The 16,316-nt window shown below is 63.7% G+C and carries 20 protein-coding genes; 7 read left to right on the top strand and 13 right to left on the bottom strand.

Features of this window, described 5'->3' with window-relative positions; all coding sequences use genetic code 11:
- Nucleotides 1–190 precede the first annotated feature (190 nt).
- Both BXY39_RS02085 and BXY39_RS02080 read left to right on the top strand, forming a co-directional pair.
- Nucleotides 191–469: a type II toxin-antitoxin system RelE/ParE family toxin gene (locus BXY39_RS02085; protein WP_121937694.1), complete on the top strand. Its 279-nt coding sequence runs from the start codon at nt 191–193 to the stop codon at nt 467–469.
- The gene (locus BXY39_RS02080; RefSeq protein ID WP_121937171.1) at nt 469–771 is read left to right on the top strand and encodes a HigA family addiction module antitoxin; all 303 of its coding nucleotides are present in this window, start codon (nt 469–471) and stop codon (nt 769–771) included. The genes BXY39_RS02085 and BXY39_RS02080 overlap by 1 nt, the downstream gene beginning before the upstream one ends.
- A 139-nt stretch (nt 772–910) precedes the next feature.
- Here BXY39_RS02080 and BXY39_RS19100 read toward each other — a convergent pair whose 3' ends face one another.
- From BXY39_RS19100 to BXY39_RS02065, 4 genes are all read right to left on the bottom strand, one after another.
- The gene (locus BXY39_RS19100) at nt 911–1,297 is read right to left on the bottom strand and encodes a hypothetical protein (RefSeq protein WP_147453436.1); all 387 of its coding nucleotides are present in this window, start codon (nt 1,295–1,297) and stop codon (nt 911–913) included.
- 635 nt (nt 1,298–1,932) lie between these two features.
- Nucleotides 1,933–2,424, bottom strand: coding sequence for a D-Ala-D-Ala carboxypeptidase family metallohydrolase (locus BXY39_RS19270; RefSeq protein ID WP_170163558.1), 492 nt, complete (start codon nt 2,422–2,424; stop codon nt 1,933–1,935).
- A gap of 265 nt (nt 2,425–2,689) precedes the next feature.
- Entirely contained in the window at nt 2,690–3,067 is a 378-nt protein-coding gene (locus BXY39_RS02070) for a hypothetical protein (protein WP_121937169.1), read from the bottom strand.
- Nucleotides 3,064–3,345 (bottom strand): hypothetical protein, encoded by a 282-nt coding sequence (locus BXY39_RS02065; protein ID WP_121937168.1) that lies wholly within the window; start codon nt 3,343–3,345, stop codon nt 3,064–3,066. Before BXY39_RS02065 ends, BXY39_RS02070 begins: the two co-directional genes overlap by 4 nt.
- Before the next feature lie 437 nt (nt 3,346–3,782).
- Between BXY39_RS02065 and BXY39_RS02060 the strand changes: the two genes are divergently transcribed.
- On the top strand, nt 3,783–4,061 hold the full coding sequence (locus tag BXY39_RS02060; RefSeq protein WP_170163557.1) for a helix-turn-helix domain-containing protein: 279 nt from the start codon (nt 3,783–3,785) through the stop codon (nt 4,059–4,061).
- Nucleotides 4,062–4,397: 336 nt separating this feature from the next.
- On the opposite strand, the gene BXY39_RS19265 is transcribed toward BXY39_RS02060, so the two are convergent.
- The 8 genes from BXY39_RS19265 to BXY39_RS02020 form a co-directional block, all read right to left on the bottom strand.
- The gene (locus BXY39_RS19265; protein ID WP_170163556.1) at nt 4,398–8,387 is read right to left on the bottom strand and encodes an LPD3 domain-containing protein; all 3,990 of its coding nucleotides are present in this window, start codon (nt 8,385–8,387) and stop codon (nt 4,398–4,400) included.
- Nucleotides 8,388–8,473: 86 nt separating this feature from the next.
- Entirely contained in the window at nt 8,474–8,890 is a 417-nt protein-coding gene (locus BXY39_RS02050) for a DUF6941 family protein (RefSeq protein ID WP_121937166.1), read from the bottom strand.
- On the bottom strand, nt 8,887–9,297 hold the full coding sequence (locus BXY39_RS02045; protein ID WP_121937165.1) for a helix-turn-helix domain-containing protein: 411 nt from the start codon (nt 9,295–9,297) through the stop codon (nt 8,887–8,889). The genes BXY39_RS02050 and BXY39_RS02045 overlap by 4 nt, the downstream gene beginning before the upstream one ends.
- Nucleotides 9,287–9,763 carry a hypothetical protein gene (locus tag BXY39_RS02040; protein ID WP_121937164.1) on the bottom strand — a complete coding sequence of 159 codons (477 nt, stop codon included), beginning with the start codon at nt 9,761–9,763 and terminating at the stop codon, nt 9,287–9,289. The genes BXY39_RS02045 and BXY39_RS02040 overlap by 11 nt, the downstream gene beginning before the upstream one ends.
- Before the next feature lie 137 nt (nt 9,764–9,900).
- A complete protein-coding gene (locus BXY39_RS02035) occupies nt 9,901–10,656 on the bottom strand; it encodes a hypothetical protein (protein WP_121937163.1) in 756 nt (251 codons plus the stop codon).
- A 131-nt stretch (nt 10,657–10,787) separates the two neighbouring features.
- The gene (locus BXY39_RS02030) at nt 10,788–11,906 is read right to left on the bottom strand and encodes a polyadenylate binding domain-containing protein (RefSeq protein ID WP_121937162.1); all 1,119 of its coding nucleotides are present in this window, start codon (nt 11,904–11,906) and stop codon (nt 10,788–10,790) included.
- Nucleotides 11,903–12,505 carry a GNAT family N-acetyltransferase gene (locus tag BXY39_RS02025; RefSeq protein ID WP_121937161.1) on the bottom strand — a complete coding sequence of 201 codons (603 nt, stop codon included), beginning with the start codon at nt 12,503–12,505 and terminating at the stop codon, nt 11,903–11,905. Before BXY39_RS02025 ends, BXY39_RS02030 begins: the two co-directional genes overlap by 4 nt.
- The gene (locus BXY39_RS02020) at nt 12,502–13,437 is read right to left on the bottom strand and encodes a hypothetical protein (RefSeq protein WP_121937160.1); all 936 of its coding nucleotides are present in this window, start codon (nt 13,435–13,437) and stop codon (nt 12,502–12,504) included. Before BXY39_RS02020 ends, BXY39_RS02025 begins: the two co-directional genes overlap by 4 nt.
- A gap of 147 nt (nt 13,438–13,584) precedes the next feature.
- Between BXY39_RS02020 and BXY39_RS02015 the strand changes: the two genes are divergently transcribed.
- Both BXY39_RS02015 and BXY39_RS02010 read left to right on the top strand, forming a co-directional pair.
- Complete coding sequence (locus BXY39_RS02015; RefSeq protein WP_121937159.1) at nt 13,585–13,863, top strand: type II toxin-antitoxin system RelE/ParE family toxin; 279 nt, start codon at nt 13,585–13,587, stop codon at nt 13,861–13,863.
- Between the two features lie 25 nt (nt 13,864–13,888).
- The gene (locus tag BXY39_RS02010; RefSeq protein WP_121937158.1) at nt 13,889–14,182 is read left to right on the top strand and encodes a HigA family addiction module antitoxin; all 294 of its coding nucleotides are present in this window, start codon (nt 13,889–13,891) and stop codon (nt 14,180–14,182) included.
- Between the two features lie 79 nt (nt 14,183–14,261).
- Here BXY39_RS02010 and BXY39_RS02005 read toward each other — a convergent pair whose 3' ends face one another.
- Nucleotides 14,262–14,474 carry a hypothetical protein gene (locus BXY39_RS02005; RefSeq protein ID WP_121937157.1) on the bottom strand — a complete coding sequence of 71 codons (213 nt, stop codon included), beginning with the start codon at nt 14,472–14,474 and terminating at the stop codon, nt 14,262–14,264.
- A 138-nt stretch (nt 14,475–14,612) separates the two neighbouring features.
- On the opposite strand from BXY39_RS02005, the gene BXY39_RS02000 reads away from it, so the two are divergent.
- Both BXY39_RS02000 and BXY39_RS01995 read left to right on the top strand, forming a co-directional pair.
- On the top strand, nt 14,613–15,452 hold the full coding sequence (locus BXY39_RS02000) for a capsular polysaccharide synthesis protein (protein WP_121937156.1): 840 nt from the start codon (nt 14,613–14,615) through the stop codon (nt 15,450–15,452).
- Nucleotides 15,449–16,303, top strand: a complete 855-nt coding sequence (locus BXY39_RS01995; RefSeq protein WP_121937155.1) for a capsular polysaccharide synthesis protein — start codon at nt 15,449–15,451, stop codon at nt 16,301–16,303. The genes BXY39_RS02000 and BXY39_RS01995 overlap by 4 nt, the downstream gene beginning before the upstream one ends.
- Nucleotides 16,304–16,316 lie beyond the last annotated feature (13 nt).

Genomic DNA, 16,316 nt, shown 5'->3' with positions numbered 1-16,316 from the left:
GATCAGGTCGTCCGGACGTCCGATCATGTTGTCTCTCCTGTGTGTGGGCGGGGGGTGAGGATGGTGGGTGGCAGCCGTCTTCCGCTGGCGCGCGGCCCGGGCTGCAATCGCATGCGGGCCGTGGCTGTTTCCGCCGCGCGTCTGTAAGGCGCCGGTTGACAGGCTGATTGTAAGGCATTACCTTACGGCTGTGATCAGGACCATCAGGCACAAGGGCCTAAGCCGGTACTGGCAGTCCGGCCGGACCAGGGGATTGGACGCCCGCTTTCTTCCCAGGCTGGAGCGTATGCTGTCCGCCCTTGATGCCGCGAAAACACCGGACGCCATGAATATCCCGGGCTGGTATTTCCATGCCCTGCACGGACGCATGGCCGGCCGCTACAGTGTCCGTGTTTCCGGCAACTGGCGCCTGACCTTCGCCTTCGATGACGGTGACGCGGTGGACGTAAATCTGGAGGATTATCACTGATGCTGACCAGAAATCCCGACACATGCCCGACCCATCCGGGTGCGATCCTGCGCGAAGACGTGTTGCCCGCCCTTGGCATTACCAAGACCGATGCGGCGCGCGCTCTGGGTATCTCGCGCCAGACCCTTTACGATATTCTTGCCGAAAAGCAGCCCGTGACCCCGGCCATGGCCGTGCGCATCGGCAAGTTTTGCGGCAACGGGGCCGACATCTGGCTGAACATGCAGGCGGCGCATGATTTGTGGCATGCCAAACGCGACGTGGACGTGTCCGAAATCCCGACGCTGGAGGCGGTGGCCTAACCTGTGCCGGCAATGGCACCATGCCGCAGGGGCCCCGCCCGGAAAGCCGGGGCCGGCTCTCCGAAATCCTATGTCACCCCCGCCTCATAGAGCCCTTTGCCTGTAATCCTCTTGTGGCCGGGGCGCTTGTAGGCGGTCATCACTGCGCGCAGTGTATGATAAGTGACCATTTGGATTCAAAAGTGGTTTCCATGTAATCCTCAATATTATTAGCTGCCATGCATACCATAGCGGGTCGGCAGCTCTGAACGCCACCAACATCAGCAATCTCGGTATTGCAAGGTCGACCTGTGGGGTAGTGAATTGCCTGACAGCCAATCAAACGTTCGTTTGTATTGCAGTGAATTGCATTTGTAGGGTTAAGTTCACCACCATATGGTTCCGCTTTAATTCTAACACTGGAAAAACCACCGAATACGACCCGTTGAATATCATCATAAGTGATACCGCTCAGGTATGTGACAAGCATACCGCCAATCACAAATACGATTACAGGGTAAACGATGTAAACTTTAAGATCACGCATTTCCAAGCCCTCCGAAATGAGATTTAGATCAGTTGTTTTTACTAAAAGTTGATTAAAATTGAATGACATACAATCAGTGGCTGGTTCTTGTCCGCGTTACTATCTGGTTTGCGGTCGACCTCTCCTAACAAATCGTTGATTTTATTTATAATCTTCCGAAAAAACCGTGTTTCCGGAATCTAAGGACGGCAAAATGGGTTTCTAAAGAGTTTGTCCACCAGAAACCAGCAATGGCTACTGTGAGTGTTGTCAGGATATATCCCGGTGAAATCTCTTTCTTGAGATAACAGCCTTTCATGACGCGTTCGGACATAAGGCCTTCCGATTTAGTTATGTGATCACCAAGACGTCCATGAGCGCCAAAGAGAAACCAATCGGAGGCATCCTTTATCTGGGAAACCAGTCCGAGAGCAGAAACTGTCAGTTGTTAAGGAAATATTTTTCGTCTGGACTTCTCTATTGCACGTTTGATGAAAATGACAGGCTGGTACCCCGGATGATATGGACCGCGCCGTCCTGACTGATTTTACTATTGAGACACACCTCACAGTTGCCACCGACACCAACAGACGCGTTCTTTCTGTATCCTGCGCCACCGGTGGGAAAAGCCGGCGTGGGCTTCCGGCAAGCCCGTCTCACATATTCGCCTCCGGCTCATAGAGCCCTTGGCCCGTCACCGTCCGGTGGCCGGGGCGCTTGAAGGCCGTCATGACGTCGCCCCGGTTGCCGTGCCGGCTGTGGGAGACATGCAGCCAGCGCGTGCGGCGGCCGCCGGCCTGCTGGCGCACCTCGTAAATCAGCTGGTCCACCGGCAGGGCGATGGCGCTCAGGATATGGGCGAGGTCCAGCGCGGCGACGTCGCGGCAGACAATGTCGGCCGCCTGTCCCATGGTGTGCTGGCTGTCGGCCACGCCGCCCACCAGCGCGTTGACCGACGGCGACCTGTAGCCGCTGGTGACGGTGACGGGCCGGCCGACATGATCCCTGAGGGGTTGCAGAACCCGCGTGCACAGGGCCCGCAGATTGATCAGATGCGCCTCCTCGACCGGGTGATTGGTCAGGCCGTGCCGGTCCGCCGTGGCCGAGCGCGTCAGCTCGCCCAGGGTGAAATGTTCGCTCAGTCTCATGGGAATGCCTCGTGCCGGATTCTGATGTATCTGGGTCTGGTGGTCGGTCTGATGGGTTGGGGGCCGGTTCCGCTGTCGCCGTCGCGGCCGGCCGGGCACCGGGCCTGTCTCGACCCGGACGGTGGCTGTGCGGTTCCCGCGCGCCTGTCGGACGGACAAAAAACGGCCGCCTGTGTCCAGACGGCCGGGGGCGGCGCTGTCGTTGTGCCCGTGATTGGGTTTGTGCCTGTCTTTGGGCTTGTGCCTGTGCCGGGCGCTCGCGGGTTTAAGGGGCATCGCCGCGCCCCCAGCGGTTGGTGATGCCGGCCCAGGTGGCGACCAGCCCGGCCAGCGACGGAATGCCCACCGCCAAAACCGGCGCGGCCGCCGCGCCCAGCAGTGCCAGGCTTGCCAGCATCACCCCGGTGACGGCCAGCGCGACCGCCCAGGTCAGCCGCCGCGTGTGGCGAAAGGGGTCGTGTGCCGGCGGGGCGGATGACGCGCCGGATGGTGTGCCGTGCGGTGCGCCGGGTGGGGCCGGTTGCCGGCCGGGGCCTGTTTCGGGCTCTGTTTCCGGGACTGTTTCGGGTTCCGTTTTGGGGGCTGTCCCTGTTTCAGGGGCTGTTCCTGTTTCAGGGGTGTGGGGTGTGTCTGTCTGGGTCATTTGTCTGCCTTGTCGTCCAGTTTGCGGTCGATGTCGCGCAGCAGGGATTTGATCTCGCGGATATCCTCGCCGAACATGCGGTTTTCCGCCTCCAGCACATGGACGCGGGCGTTCAGGGCGGCGACGCGGTCGGTCAGTTCGGTCGCCACGCCCCACCAGAAAATGGTCAGCGACACCAGCGCCCCCAGAATGGCCGGCGCCAGCCGCGCGAAAAAATGGGATATGCCCTCCCGGATCTGACTGTCCCGGGGCGGGCCCTGGGGGGTGGTGTGTGGCACATGGCTCTCCTGCTGATGGGGTGGTGCGTGTCGTGCCGCCGTCAGGCTGACGGCGGCGGCCCGGCCCGGTCAATCCGGTGCGGTGCCCGGTCCGTGACTGGGGCCGGTTCTGTAAACTGTCCGGTATTTTGGTCTGTGCCCGGCGCGGGCGGCGTGCTTATGGTTGGCGCCAGTATCCTGACGGCGCCTGTGTCCATATGTGAGTGTTGTTTGATTGTAACTTTATGGGCAAGGGTTTAGAGATTTACCTGCATGTCTACCGACCGTGACTTCATCTTCTGTTTGAGCAAAAACTTGTCCTTGACACGCATGCCGTGCAGGTCTAATATTTTGATCGTTGGTCCGGCACCTGGCCGATCCCCGGACTTGAAATCCGGGTGTGTCGGTTGGGTGTCGGATCAATTCTGTTCTCCCGCGATTTTCCCAGAATGATCATAATGATGCCGTCCCTGAAGTCCGCCGCCGAGGCGGCGCTGGCCCGCATGGATGCGGGCGAGGAAACCTGGCCTCTGTCCGTTGTCACCGCCCTTGTCGGCGGCGAGAATCCGGTGCGTGTCTTTCGCCGGCATCGCGGCCTGACCCAGGCGGCCCTTGCCGCGAAAGCCGGCCTGAAACAGCCGGCCGTTGCCCGGGCGGAAAAGGGCGGCCGGACCTCCGTCGCCGCGCTGAAGGCACTGGCCGGGGCGCTGGCCGTGGATCTGGACGATCTGGTCTAGGCCCTGTTGTCCGGGGCCGGCCCATGCCCACCGGGCCGAACGGTTATAGGGGCCGGTATTTTGGTCTGTGCCCGGCACGGGCGGTGTGCCCATGATCAGCGTATGCATGCTGCCGGGGCCTATGCCCCTATGCGGATATTGTTTGATTATCGTTAATGGGCAAGGGGTTGGGGAATTTTCTGCGTGTCCGCTGATCACACAGTCGCCTTTTGCTTGAGTACGAATTTACCCTTGACACGTATGTCGTGAAAGACTAATATTTTACTCGTTGGTTCAGTGTCTGGTCCACACCCGGATAAAGAATCTGGGACCGTCGATCGGATATTGGGCCAACTCTCATTTTTCTGTGACCTCCCCAACGATAATCATATTGATGTCGTCGCTAAAGGTGGTGGCGCCTGTAAAGCCATGCAGTCGGTGCAGGCGCAGGTCCGCATCCTTCAGTCTGTCGGACAGGTCTGCATTCAGATTATAAAACACTTGCCCGTCATGCCTTTCGAACAGGGTGACACCCACGCGATAGGTACGTCCATCCACCGCCACCACGTTCTCGGCGAAGTGCGCTTTTGAAAAACTTCGTGCTTTACTGCCGGTTACGGGTACGCTCTCCGTGATCCGCGCCGTACCGATGATATCCTCCAGTGCCGGCAGCATTTGCAGGGTCAACGACTGTGCCGTGTTGGATAATGTTTTTCCTAGGCCAAGCCGCGTAAAGGTCACATTCAGCCCATGCTTGTGCATCGGTACCCACTGGCCCTGCAATTCGTTCCGGTAGAAGCGCTCTACCCGTGCCCGCATGGCCGGCAGGCTGGCCACGGGCCCCAGTTCCCGGCCCGTCAGGATGACGGCGGGGCGGCCCGGTGTCAGCGGCATCACCCGTCCGTCGCTGCCGGGCCCGCCGCCGGGGCGGGGCGTGCGGGCGCCGACCGCGCCGCTGTCCATTGCCGCCATCACCTGTTCGGCGGCATGGATGTCCTGGCTGCGCAGGGCGTCGCCGATGGCCTGCAGGGCCTGGCGGATGCGTTCCAACAGCCGTTGCAGCAGACCGTCGGGTCGCGGACCGCTGCCGCGCACATAGTCCGCATACAGTTCCGCCACCGCTTCCTCCGCCCGCCGGTCCGCCGGCAGGTCGCCATAGGCGCGGTCGACACGCCGCATCAGCGCCCGGTTGCCCAGCGCGCTGCGTGTCAGGGCCCGCCACTCGTCATCCTCGAACAGGCCCAGCAGGCGCATGGCATGAACGGCCTCGTAATTCAGCGTCGCCTGCGGATCCCGCGCCGTCAGGGCCACATCCATCTGGAGGATCGGTTTTCTGCCCTGCGCGTCCACGAAACTATTCTCAGGCGTGGTGTTTTCGGGGGCCGTGGATTGGGCGCCAGTGTTCCGGGCGTCAGTGTTCCGGGCGTCAGTGTTCCGGGCGCCAGTGTTCCGGGCGCCAGTGTTCCGGGCGCCAGTGCCCGTCCGCAGGGCTGCGCCCATCATCGGTTTTGCTTCTTCCCAGGTCAGCAGGATGCGGCCGTCCACCTCCACCGCGCCGGTTTCGGTCAGGGCGGTGACCCGATCGACCACGCGCAGATGCACCTTGTCGCTGAGGCCGATGGCGCCCAGCCGCTGCGCCAGCGCCGTGCGCAGCAGCGCTCGCCGCACGGTGGCATCGCCGTCCGGTGCTGCCGCGTCGGCGGTTGCCTTAAGCGTCGCGGCCGCGTCGGCGTTGCCTGCATCGGCGCGCGGGTCCCGGTTGATCGCGCCGTCGCCGCGCGCTAAGGATGGATCGTGCCGGCCGGCAGACGGGGCGCTGCCTTTGTGAGGCAGGTTCCCTCCGTCAGCGGTCGGCGCCCGTCCGTCAGTGCCGCCCCCGCCGTCAGGTCCGCTGTCCCGTTGGCCTGTCGCCGCCCCATTGCCCGCTCTATTGCCTGCCCCATTGCCTGCGCCAGTGTCCGGTAAGGGGCGCCCGCCCGTGTCCGTCGTGCCCGTGTCCGTCGTGCCCGTGTCCGGGGTTTCGCCGGTGAGGGTGCGTTCCACCGCCGTGCCGCGATATTTGCCGGGCAGGGCGGCGATCAGCAGGGTGCGCAGCATGGCCTCGGTCGTGGCGGCGGTAGCGGCGCTCTCGCCCGCGCCGTCCAGCAGGCCGGCCGGGTCGTCCAGCACCTGCCGGGCGATGGCGTTCCGCGCCACCTGTTCGGTGACTTCGCTGGCGGCCTCGCCGCCGGCGGCGATGACGATATCCGTGATCAGGCCGACAAAACGCCGTTTCACCGGACGGGGCAGCCGCTCGACCACGGCGGCCAGCCCGGCCTTTTCCAATGCCAGGGTTACGGTTGCGGCCAAAAACATGGCCTGGTCGCGCCGGGCGTCGTCAATGTCCAGCGCCTCGGCACGGTCGGCCATATCGTCCGCCCCCATGCCCATCATCAGGATGCCGCCGCCAATGGCGCTCAGCTTGCCCATGGCTACCATCAGGGCCATGGCGCCCAGCGAATGGGCTGTTTTGGTGACGATGGTGCGGTCTTCCGGCGCCGGGGCGATCCGGGCCGCCGCCTGTTTCAGGTCCTGCCCGGCCTCGCCCAATAGCCCATGGCGAAGCGCCCAGTATTGGGCGAGACGCCGGTAGGGCTGGTAGGGCGGGGGTAAGGCGGGCTGATCGCTTTCCAGCAGTTTTTGCAGGCCGGACGCGCCCTGTCCGGCGGCATGCAGCGCCCCTGCGCCGAGGTCCCGCAGGGTCGCTTCCGGCGATGTGTCGGCGATGTCCCGCCCGATGCCGGCGAGAAAGCCACCAAGGGTCGTCGCGGCCGTCTCGGGGGTAGTGCCGGTATAGGGTTTGGGGCCGGTACCGGTGCCAGTAACAGTGTCGATGTCGGTGTCGGTGTTGATGCCTGGATTGGGGCCTGGGACGCGGCTGTCCGGCCCGCTGTCCTGTCGGCCTGTCGCTGTCTCCTTGCCGGTCCCATTGTCCGCCCCCGTATCCATCGGGGGGGTCGTCTCATTGTCCATCAGGGGGGCCGTCCCCGTGCCGGTGTCCGGGGCTTCGCCGGTGAGGGTGCGTTCCACCGCCGTGCCGCGATATTTGCCGGGCAGGGCGGTGATCAGCAGGGTGCGCAGCATGGCCTCGGTCGTGGCGGCGGTGGCGGCGCTCTCGCCCGCGCCGTCCAGCAGGCCGGTCGGGTCGTCCAGCACCTGCCGGGCGATGGCGTTCCGCCCCACCTGTTCGGTGACGTCGTCGATCGCCGCGCCGCCGCCGGCGATGCCGATCTCGGCCATCAGGCCGAGAAAGCGGTTTTGCACGGGACGCGGCAGCCGCCCGACCACGGCGCTGAGCCCGGTTTTTCCCAGCGCCGCCGTCAGGACGGCGGACAACAGAACGGCCTGATCGCGCCGGGCGTCGTCAATGCCCAGCGCATCGGCACGCTCCGCCATGCTGTCCGCGCCGATGCCGGCGATCGCGGCGATGCCCACGGCCGGGTTCAGGGCGCTGAGCCCCGCCATGATGCCCAGTTGGGTCAGGTCGGCGACCATTTCGGTGATGAAGGTGCGTTCCTCCGGCGCCGGGGCGATCCGGTCCGCCCCCCGTTTCAGCGCCTCGCCCATCCTGTCCAGAAGGTCGTTGTCGCGGGCCAGATATCGCAACAGGGGGCCGGTGATCGGGATGGCGCCGCTTTCGGCCAGCGCATGCAGGCCGGACAGGCCGGACCCGGCGGTGTCCAGCGCCGTTTCGCCGACGCTGCGCAGGCCGGCCTCAAGCGATGTGTCGGCGATGTCCCGCCCGGCGTCGGCGAGAAAACCGCCAAGGGCCGATGCGGTGTCCGCGCCGGCCTGTGTCATCCGCGACAACAGGTTGTTATCGTCCCCGGCCTCGTCCCCGGCGCCGGAGCGGACAGGGGCGCCGCCGGTCGTCCGGCCATACGCTCTGGCCAGGGCGATGTCGGGCCCGGTGCCGGGAAAGGCGCCTGGGATTGCGCCTGGGACTGTCCCGGGCCACCGGCCCGCACCGTCAGGGAGCGAAGAGGCGTCAAAGTCCGGGACGGGCCCGACGGGCAGGGGCGTGTCCACCCGTTGGGGCATGTCCGCCGCCTGGGGTGGGACCATGGGAAAATGGCTGGCGATGGGCAAGGGGACATCGGGCGGCCATACACCGCCGTCCGGCGCGTCCGCCAGCGGGTCCAGGGGCGCGCCCTGTGCGAGGCCCTGTGCGAGGCCCGTGTCCAGATCGGCGCTTATGGGGATGATGCCGGCCTCGCGCAGGCGCTCGGCGCGCCAGGTGCCGCCCTGTCGCAGGGCCGCGCCCATCCCGGTCAGGGCATCGCCCATCAGTAAACCCATGCGTGCCATAGGAGTGTCCTTGTCTGTCAATGCCAAAAGTAAAGGGCGGCCCCGGGGAGCCGCCCTCATATTGGTTTCTGTCGAATGCTTTACGGTTATTCTTCAGAAGGTTCGATAACTGTAAAAATTCTTCGCGTGATTGTTTTTTTATCGCAGGTGACTGTAACTTCGATCTGTGATCCGGCTTCGGGTATCTCGATATTTTTCCCGTACATCCAAAAAATAAAGGATGATTGTTTATTGCCTTCCGGGACTGTCAGGTCCTCATCGCTGAAGTCAAGGCTCATTTCCACATCCTGTTTTTTTTCAGGGGTTGAGATGTGGATATCGAAGACGTCAGGGCGGTTGCCAAACCAGACAAGATTGATTCCTATAGCCAGTTTTTCGATAATACTGGGAAAGGAATTAGCGACCAGATAATCCGAGTAAAGTCCAACAATTGTTTGCTTGTTATTATACTCATATCTGACGTCATCGGCCAAATGGACCAATCCATAGATTTCGTCCGTCATGCCGATGCTGTCCAAGTGTCATGATTGTTTTTTATTCTTGCTTCGACAGAGGGGCTTTTTGTTGATTTTATAGTTAGCTTATCGCTGTCGATCTTATGAAAACCGGCTGCGCCTTCACCTGTCTCGGAAAAATTATCCGAGATGTTTTCGTTCGGTGTCATGGCAAGTGTGACATGGTGATCCAGTGCCCAGGCCACTTCCGCCAAGGTCTGGATGGTCATATTGGAACGGCCGTTCAACAGACGACTGAGCCATGAGCGATTTTTGCCAAGGCGGCGGGAAATCGATGCACGTGTTTCGCCCACACGCTCACGGTGTTTTATCGCTTCCGCCAGTTCTTCATGGGCATCGGCCAGCAGGCGTGCGGCTGCGCGTCTGTTTCCCGGGATATTGATTTTAAAGGACATACCGAATGTCTCCCGTCTGATATTTCGGTTCATCAAGGGGCAGGGAGCGGATAGTTCGCGCTGTTTTGCTGATATAGGCGTTATAGCCTTTTGAACGATCCCTGCCTTTTACGTCATTGGCCCATTCAGCATAAGCGGCAACAAAGACCCCCTTCCGCCAAAACCATCCGAAAATTCTGATGTCCGGGAGCTTCAGTTCCCAGACACCTTTTGCGGTCGGTATCAGCCGCGCCATGGCGCCAGTCATCTTTTCACCCGCGCAGAAACGATCAAATGTTTCAGAAACTTGCTCTGCCGGGCTGAGAGCGGACCGTTTGAATTTGGGATGTGGTATGATGCGGTCATTCAGGTCGTCTCTCAAAGCGGGCAACAGGTAAAGCTGTCTGTGATCCAGCCTGCCGATCTGCCTTGATGGTTCAAACCGTACCAATCGATCCTGTTTTTCCAATATGTCGGGTGTTGCCATAAATGTCAACGCGCATCGAGAACGCCTGCGTTTTCTTGATCAATCGGCGCTTTCTTCGTCAAATAGGAAAGTCATGGATTTGACTGTATGGCACAATTCAATGGTGGTGGAAGCCTTAAAGCGTGTCTCGGATCATCCTATGGTTTTGAAAGCGCCGTGCCGGACATCAGGCCCCGGCGGGGCGATACGTGACCTGACCGCGCGCCTGTTCGTATTGATGGGGACTGTATCGGCCCTGTTTCTGCTGCTGCACCCTGTTCCATCTCTCCCACGCCCACCGCGCCCAGATTTGGGTCGCCCTGGGTTGGGTCGGTCCGGGTTAGGGCGTTCAGGAAGGGCATGGTCCGGCCGGCGCGGTCGGCGGCGATCAGCCGGTCCCAGTCGGCGCCGATGGCGGCCATGTCCAGACGGCCGTCTTCCTGTTCCTGCTGGCGGTACATGTCCAGCGCGCGGTAGAAAACGCCGTCCACCGCCCGGCTGTCATAGGGGCCGAGGCCGTGGGCCTCCAGCACCTCGAGGAAATCGGCGGTCAGGTCGGCGGCGCCGTGGAACATCACGTCATCGCCGAGGGCGATGCCCTGGCTTTCGGCGCTGGCGCCCAGTCGCGCCACCGTGGCGGTGATGACGCTGGCCGGGCCTTCCACCGGGTCGCGGGATGCGCGCACCCGGTCCAGCAGGGCGGGGAAGGTGTCCGGCGCATAGACAAGCTGGTGCGCCAGTTCCATGAACCGGTCATATTGCGCCTGTTCGGCGGCGGTGACGTTTGGCGCCTGGTCGGGGCCCCCTGTTTCGGGTGTTGATACGTCGCCGTCGCGGGGCAGGAAATCGGGTTGGGGATCGGATTGGGCGCCGGATTGTGCGTCGGATTGGGGCGCGGGTGTGTGGCTGGTCATGATGCGGGTCCAGTTTTTGGGACGTGACTTTCGGGGTGTGGCTTTTGGGGCTTGACCATGGCCGGCGGCCCCCTGTCACGGAGAGTGCCGGGGTCACGGGCCCGTTCGGGATGAGGGGGCGGATACAGGGGTTACAGAAACAGCGGCTGCGGGCCGGCGGCGGCGCGCTGCCACACCGGTCGGCCGGTGGCCGGGTCGGTGACCCAGACCCCTTGCCCCGCGTTGCCGTGAGGGGCGGCGCCATGGGACGCGGGCGACGGGGGGGCGTCAGCGGGTGCCGGCGCGGTCCGATACGCGCTGTGGCGCGGCGCCAGGCCCTGCCGGCCCGGCTGGGGCCTTCCGCCCGCCAGGTCCGCGCCGATCAGGGCTCCGCTCACCGGTGCCGTGCCCATCGGGGTGTTGTCCATCGGGCCTGGGTCCATCGGGTTTGGGGCAAAGGCACTGCCGCCGGGGGCGTGGGGCGCTCTCTGATCTGCCGTTTGATCCTGTTGTGTCATTTGCCTTTGGGGCCCCGGCATGTAAATGCCGTCGAAACCGGTCAGATAATTCTGCCGCCGCTGTTCGTCACGCTCGCGCAGGGCGTCGGCCTGGGCCTCGGCCGCCAGGCCGGTGCCGATGCCCTGGATCAGCCCGCCAACAAGGTTTCTGTTGCGGTGCAGCCAGCCGCCCCGGGAAAACAGGCCGGACAGAAAACTGCCGCTGCCGGACGCGGTGCCGGTACCGGAACCCGCGCCGGCTGTCCCCGCGCCCGCGCCCGCGCCTGACAGGGGGGCGCCGCCGCTCGCGGTGCCGGCACTTGCCGTGCCTGCGGTGCCAGCGCCCGGTCCCGTCGTGCCCGGTGCCGATGCGGTGGGCCCCGGTGTTGTGGGCCCCGGTGTTGCGGGGGCGAAGCCGGCGGGATTGACGGCGCCGAGAACGCCGCCGGTGACGCCGCCGATGGCGGCCCCCCGTTTCAGCCCGTCCAGGATGTCGCCGCCGCCGACGGCCGCGGCCGCGCCGCCCGCCACCGCGCCGTATCCGGCATAGGTCAGGGCCCCGGTGACGATGCCGCCCAATGTGCCCGACAGGCCCAGACTGCCGGTCAGGCCGGCGACGGCACCGCCCCAGCCGCCGGCCATGCCGGCCACGCCCAGCGCCGCGCCGCCGGTAAACAGCACGGCCCCGACGGCCAGCGCGATGGGCGCCACCTTTTTCACCACGCGGGTCACTTTTTTAAACACCTTGCCGACGGACTTGAAAACGCCGCTCATGGCTCAATCTCCTTGATCATGAAAACCCCGTCCTGCCGGTAGCCCCGGCGCACATACAGTTTTTGCACCCGGCGCCAGTCCGACACCGCGCCGGTGATGCCGAGGCGGATCGCCGTCACCCCCGGCGCCCGGCGGGCCCAGGCGTCGAACGCCGCCAGCAGGCGCGGGGCCGCCAGCGGGTGGGCCCTGTCCGCCACATAGAAAAATTCGTCCGAGGCCTCGCGCGCCCTGCACACGCCGTACACCGGCTGGCACGCGCCGATGATGAAGCCATAGGGGCCGCCCGGTTTCCCGGCGTTCCCCGTATCCCCAGCGTCCCCCGTATCCCCAGCGTCCCCCGTATCCCCAGCGTCCCCCGTATCCCTGCCGTTGTTCTTGCCCCCGTCCTTGCTCCTCCCGTCCGGTTCGGCGACGAACAGGCAGCGGCCTCGGCCATGGTCGCGCACCGCGTTGATCAGCACGGCCTTGACCGTGCGGTCGCACAGGGTGGTGGTGGCGCTGTAGCGGCTGCGCGCGAACATGTCGCGGAACAGGGCGTTCAGCGCCGGCAGGTCGGTGAAGCGGGCCGGGCGAACGGTGCAGCCGGGGCCGGTCATCATGCTTCCCAGTTCAGCCGGCGGTTATACAGCTTTTCCAGCATGGTCATGTTGTTGCGGTAGACGTCCAGCGCTTCCTGCTGCATGCGCCGCCGCGCGGCGGAGGGCAGGTCCGGGTTGGCGGCGATGTTGGCCAGCGCCTGGTTGTAGGTGGCGTTGGCCTGGGTCGCCAGGGTGGCGGCGCGCTCGCGTTCCTGCGTCGTCACGTTCAGGGCATTGACCCGCTCGCGCGAGGCGCGGTCGAGCCGTGCGGTCTTGGCCTGGATGTGGCGGTCGCGCGAGCGCTGGTCGGCCTCGAACCGGTTGCGTTGGCGTTGCAGGTCGGACTGCTGGCGCGCTTCCTGCGCCGACAATCGGCCGCGCCGGTCATATTCGGTGTTCAACAGGCCCGCGCGCCCGGCGAAATCCCGGTCCATCAGGCTGCCCTGCTGGCGGTAGTCCTGTGCCGACAGGTCGCGGCGGTGGCCGTAATCCCGGTCGATCAGCCGGCCCTGCTGGTCAAATTCCTGCGCCGACAGTTGGCCGCGCCGGTCATAGTCCCGGTCGATCAGGCGGCCCTGCTGGCCGTATTCCTGGGCGGACAGCTCGCCGCGTCGGGCGAACTCATTGTCGGTGGACAGGCGCTGTTGGGTGCCCTGTTCGCGCACGATGCCCAGATCCTGGCCGTATTGCTGGCGCGACAGGTTTTTCCGCGCCGTCTGCTGGGCGTTCTGCTGCGCCATGGGCAGGGCGGTGCTGATCACCGCCTGCTCGCCGGCGCCGGCGGCCAGCGACGTGGACATCAGCCCCCGCCGGTGCGCCCGCGCCCGCGCGCCGGCGCGCGCCTGGCGCATCAGCGGCGTGTTTCCCGCCGTGATCCGCGCCACCTCGCTGTCGACACGGTCGTCTTCCGGCACCCACGTTTGAGTGCCGTCGGGGTTGGTTTCATAGGGCATGGTCTGACTTCCTGATGGACACGAAAAAAGGCGGCTCCGAAGAACCGCCTTGGTGTGAAACTCTGGTAGTTTGGCGAGGTGCCAAATTTTAGTACGGGATGCGTATCAAGACTTGATTTAGTACGTGATGCGTATTAAATTGAGCTCATGATCAAGTCGTTCAAATGCCGTGATACCGCGGACCTCTTCGAGAAGCGGAAATCCCGTAGATTCTCGGCCATCGCGCGACAAGGCATCAAGAAGCTCGCGATGCTTCACGCGGCCCCGCACTTGAACGATCTGCTTGTACCGCCCGGCAACCGGCTGGAGGCGCTCAAAGGCGACAGGGCCGGGCAACACAGCATCCGTGTGAATGACAGATACCGTATCTGTTTCATATGGCGCGATGACAATGCCCATGACGTGGAGATTGTCGACTATCACTGAGACCCCACAACGAGAAGGACGTGACATGACCCGCATTCACATCCATCCAGGTGAAATCCTCAAAGAGGAATTCATGGAACCATACAAGCTTAGCGCCAACGCGCTGGCCAGAAACATAAGCGTCCCGCCGAACCGTATCTCCGAGATCGTGCGCGGACGCCGGGACATAACCGCTGACACCGCGAAGCGGCTCGCGGCCTACTTCAAGATGACGCCTGAGTTCTGGATGAACCTGCAAAACTGGTACGACCTTACGGCTGCCGAAGACGCGCACGCAGACGAATACGCGGGAATCAAGCCTGTCGAGGCCACGGTTTGAAAAAGCGGGCGACAGCCTTGCGGTCGCCCCCCTCTTTCGGGACTGATGACGCCCTTGCCGGACAAAGCAGCGGGGGCCGTCACCGATAACGCCATGGGCGTCCGGTCCGAGCATGGTGGCGGTCCGTGAGGACATCGCCCCACTCAGGGCTGAAGGCGCGCATGACCCACCGGGTGTTGGGCGTTGCCCCTGCCGGCGTCGCTATTCCCCCGATCCGCGCCGCCGCGCTGTCGATACGGCCGCCTTCCGGCACCCATGTCTGGGTGCCGTCCGGATTGGTTTCATAGGGCATGATTTTGGTTCCTGACGGACACGAAAAAGGATGGATGATCGTCGCGGTTGAGCCTGCGCGCCCGCCGCCCTATGATCCCCGGCGCGATCTTTACGGCGCGACCTTTACGGCGCGCCATTCCCGGAGTAGCAGTAGCCCATGACCGTCCAGCCCCCCATCGCCCCGCAAAGCGGGCAGGACCTGAAGCCCCTGCCCAAAACCATCTGGATGCTGTGGTTCCAGGGCTGGGACCGGGCGCCCGAGATCGCGCATGCCTGCGCCGCCACCTGGGTGCATCACAATCCCGGCTGGCAGATCAAACTGCTGTCGGCCAAGGGGCTGAACAAATACGCGCCCGACACCGTCGCCTTCGCCAAGCGGCATGACATCGGCCTGACCGGCCTGAGCAATGTGGTCCGTATGGAACTGCTGGACCGGTTCGGCGGTGTCTGGGCCGACGCCACCGTCTACTGCACCCGTCCGCTCGATGACTGGATCGACATCGGCACGCGCGAAGGCTTTTTCGCCTTTGACCGCCCTGGCCCGACCCGCATGATTGCAAGCTGGTTCCTCGCCGCCCGGCCGGGGTCCTACATGGCGCGCGCCCTGCGCCGGCAGGTCGCCAACTACTGGCGCGGCCGTGACACGGCGGATGAATATCACTGGTTTCACCGCCAGTTCGCCGTTCTGTATGAGGCTGATGCTGACTTTAAGCAGATTTGGGACAAGTGCCACAAATTCTCCGCGACTGTTCCACACTATTATGTCCCTCACGCCGAGAAGCTTTTTAAGCCAGTAGAGTTGATCGATCGCAAAGCGATGGAACAAGGCGCTTCTTTTGTCCTGAAGCTAAGCCATAAACTTGACCCAGAAATCATACTCCATGCCCGCAGCCTGGGCGAGACTGTCTACACTTGGCTGTGCGACCGCACACTGGACTGGCCGGCACGCAGGCAACTGGATGCCTCCATCGCCCGACTTTCCGGAGCCGCGGCATGACGGACACATTGACACCATCTGTCGCCCCGGATCGCCCCGCGCCGGCGCAGCCGTTGCAACCTTTGCCCAAAACCATCTGGATGCTGTGGTTCCAGGGCTGGGACAAGGCGCCGGAGATCGCGCATGCCTGCGCCGCCACCTGGGTGCATCACAATCCCGGCTGGCAGATCAAACTGCTGTCGGCCAAGGGGTTGAACAAATACGCACCCGACACCGTCGCCTTCGCCAAGCGGCACAACATCAGCCTGACCGGCCTGAGCAATGTGGTGCGCATGGAACTGCTGGAACGGTTCGGCGGGGCCTGGGCCGACGCCACCGTCTACTGCACCCGTCCGCTCGATGACTGGATCGACATCGGCGTTCGCGAGGGCTTTTTTGCCTTCAACCGTCCGAGTATTGACCGCCTGATTGCAAGCTGGTTCCTGGCTGTTCGGCCTGGTTCCTACATGGTGCGGGCCCTGCGCCGACAGGTGGCGGCCTACTGGCAGGGCCGTGACACGGCGGATGAATATCACTGGTTCCACCGCCAGTTTGCAGTGTGCCATGGTAACGATCCGGCCTTCCGCACGATCTGGAACAAAACGCCGAAATTTCCGGCTATGCATCCGCATTATTTGACCCCCTATGACCCGAAACTGGTTGCACCGGTGACGGCGGCGGATCGGCAGACGGTGGATAGCGGCAAAACCTTTACCTTGAAACTGACGCATAAACTGGCCCCCGACCTGTTGGCGGACGCGCGCGCGCGGCAAAACAGCGTCTACACCTGGCTGTGCGACCGCACACTGGACTGGCCGGCACGCAGGCAACTGGATGCATCTATCTCTCGACTATCTGAGGTGAAAATATAATACTTAATTGCAC

The sequence above is a fragment of the Eilatimonas milleporae genome, from assembly GCF_003688555.1.
GTDB lineage: Bacteria > Pseudomonadota > Alphaproteobacteria > Sphingomonadales > Kordiimonadaceae > Eilatimonas > Eilatimonas milleporae.
Note: the sequence above shows the minus strand (reverse complement) of the source record. Positions and strands in the feature narration are given on the sequence as shown.

Excerpts from the sequence above, each read along its gene's own strand:
- BXY39_RS02080 (WP_121937171.1), top strand. The coding sequence starts at position 469 with ATGCTGACCAGAAATCCCGACACATGCCCGACCCATCCGGGTGCGATC.
- BXY39_RS19100 (WP_147453436.1), bottom strand. The coding sequence starts at position 1,297 with ATGCGTGATCTTAAAGTTTACATCGTTTACCCTGTAATCGTATTTGTG.
- BXY39_RS19270 (WP_170163558.1), bottom strand. The coding sequence starts at position 2,424 with ATGAGACTGAGCGAACATTTCACCCTGGGCGAGCTGACGCGCTCGGCC.
- BXY39_RS02070 (WP_121937169.1), bottom strand. The coding sequence starts at position 3,067 with ATGACCCAGACAGACACACCCCACACCCCTGAAACAGGAACAGCCCCT.
- BXY39_RS02060 (WP_170163557.1), top strand. The coding sequence starts at position 3,783 with ATGATGCCGTCCCTGAAGTCCGCCGCCGAGGCGGCGCTGGCCCGCATG.
- BXY39_RS19265 (WP_170163556.1), bottom strand. The coding sequence starts at position 8,387 with ATGGCACGCATGGGTTTACTGATGGGCGATGCCCTGACCGGGATGGGC.
- BXY39_RS02050 (WP_121937166.1), bottom strand. The coding sequence starts at position 8,890 with ATGACGGACGAAATCTATGGATTGGTCCATTTGGCCGATGACGTCAGA.
- BXY39_RS02045 (WP_121937165.1), bottom strand. The coding sequence starts at position 9,297 with ATGTCCTTTAAAATCAATATCCCGGGAAACAGACGCGCAGCCGCACGC.
- BXY39_RS02040 (WP_121937164.1), bottom strand. The coding sequence starts at position 9,763 with ATGGCAACACCCGACATATTGGAAAAACAGGATCGATTGGTACGGTTT.
- BXY39_RS02035 (WP_121937163.1), bottom strand. The coding sequence starts at position 10,656 with ATGACCAGCCACACACCCGCGCCCCAATCCGACGCACAATCCGGCGCC.
- BXY39_RS02030 (WP_121937162.1), bottom strand. The coding sequence starts at position 11,906 with ATGAGCGGCGTTTTCAAGTCCGTCGGCAAGGTGTTTAAAAAAGTGACC.
- BXY39_RS02025 (WP_121937161.1), bottom strand. The coding sequence starts at position 12,505 with ATGATGACCGGCCCCGGCTGCACCGTTCGCCCGGCCCGCTTCACCGAC.
- BXY39_RS02020 (WP_121937160.1), bottom strand. The coding sequence starts at position 13,437 with ATGCCCTATGAAACCAACCCCGACGGCACTCAAACGTGGGTGCCGGAA.
- BXY39_RS02015 (WP_121937159.1), top strand. The coding sequence starts at position 13,585 with ATGATCAAGTCGTTCAAATGCCGTGATACCGCGGACCTCTTCGAGAAG.
- BXY39_RS02010 (WP_121937158.1), top strand. The coding sequence starts at position 13,889 with ATGACCCGCATTCACATCCATCCAGGTGAAATCCTCAAAGAGGAATTC.
- BXY39_RS02005 (WP_121937157.1), bottom strand. The coding sequence starts at position 14,474 with ATGCCCTATGAAACCAATCCGGACGGCACCCAGACATGGGTGCCGGAA.
- BXY39_RS02000 (WP_121937156.1), top strand. The coding sequence starts at position 14,613 with ATGACCGTCCAGCCCCCCATCGCCCCGCAAAGCGGGCAGGACCTGAAG.
- BXY39_RS01995 (WP_121937155.1), top strand. The coding sequence starts at position 15,449 with ATGACGGACACATTGACACCATCTGTCGCCCCGGATCGCCCCGCGCCG.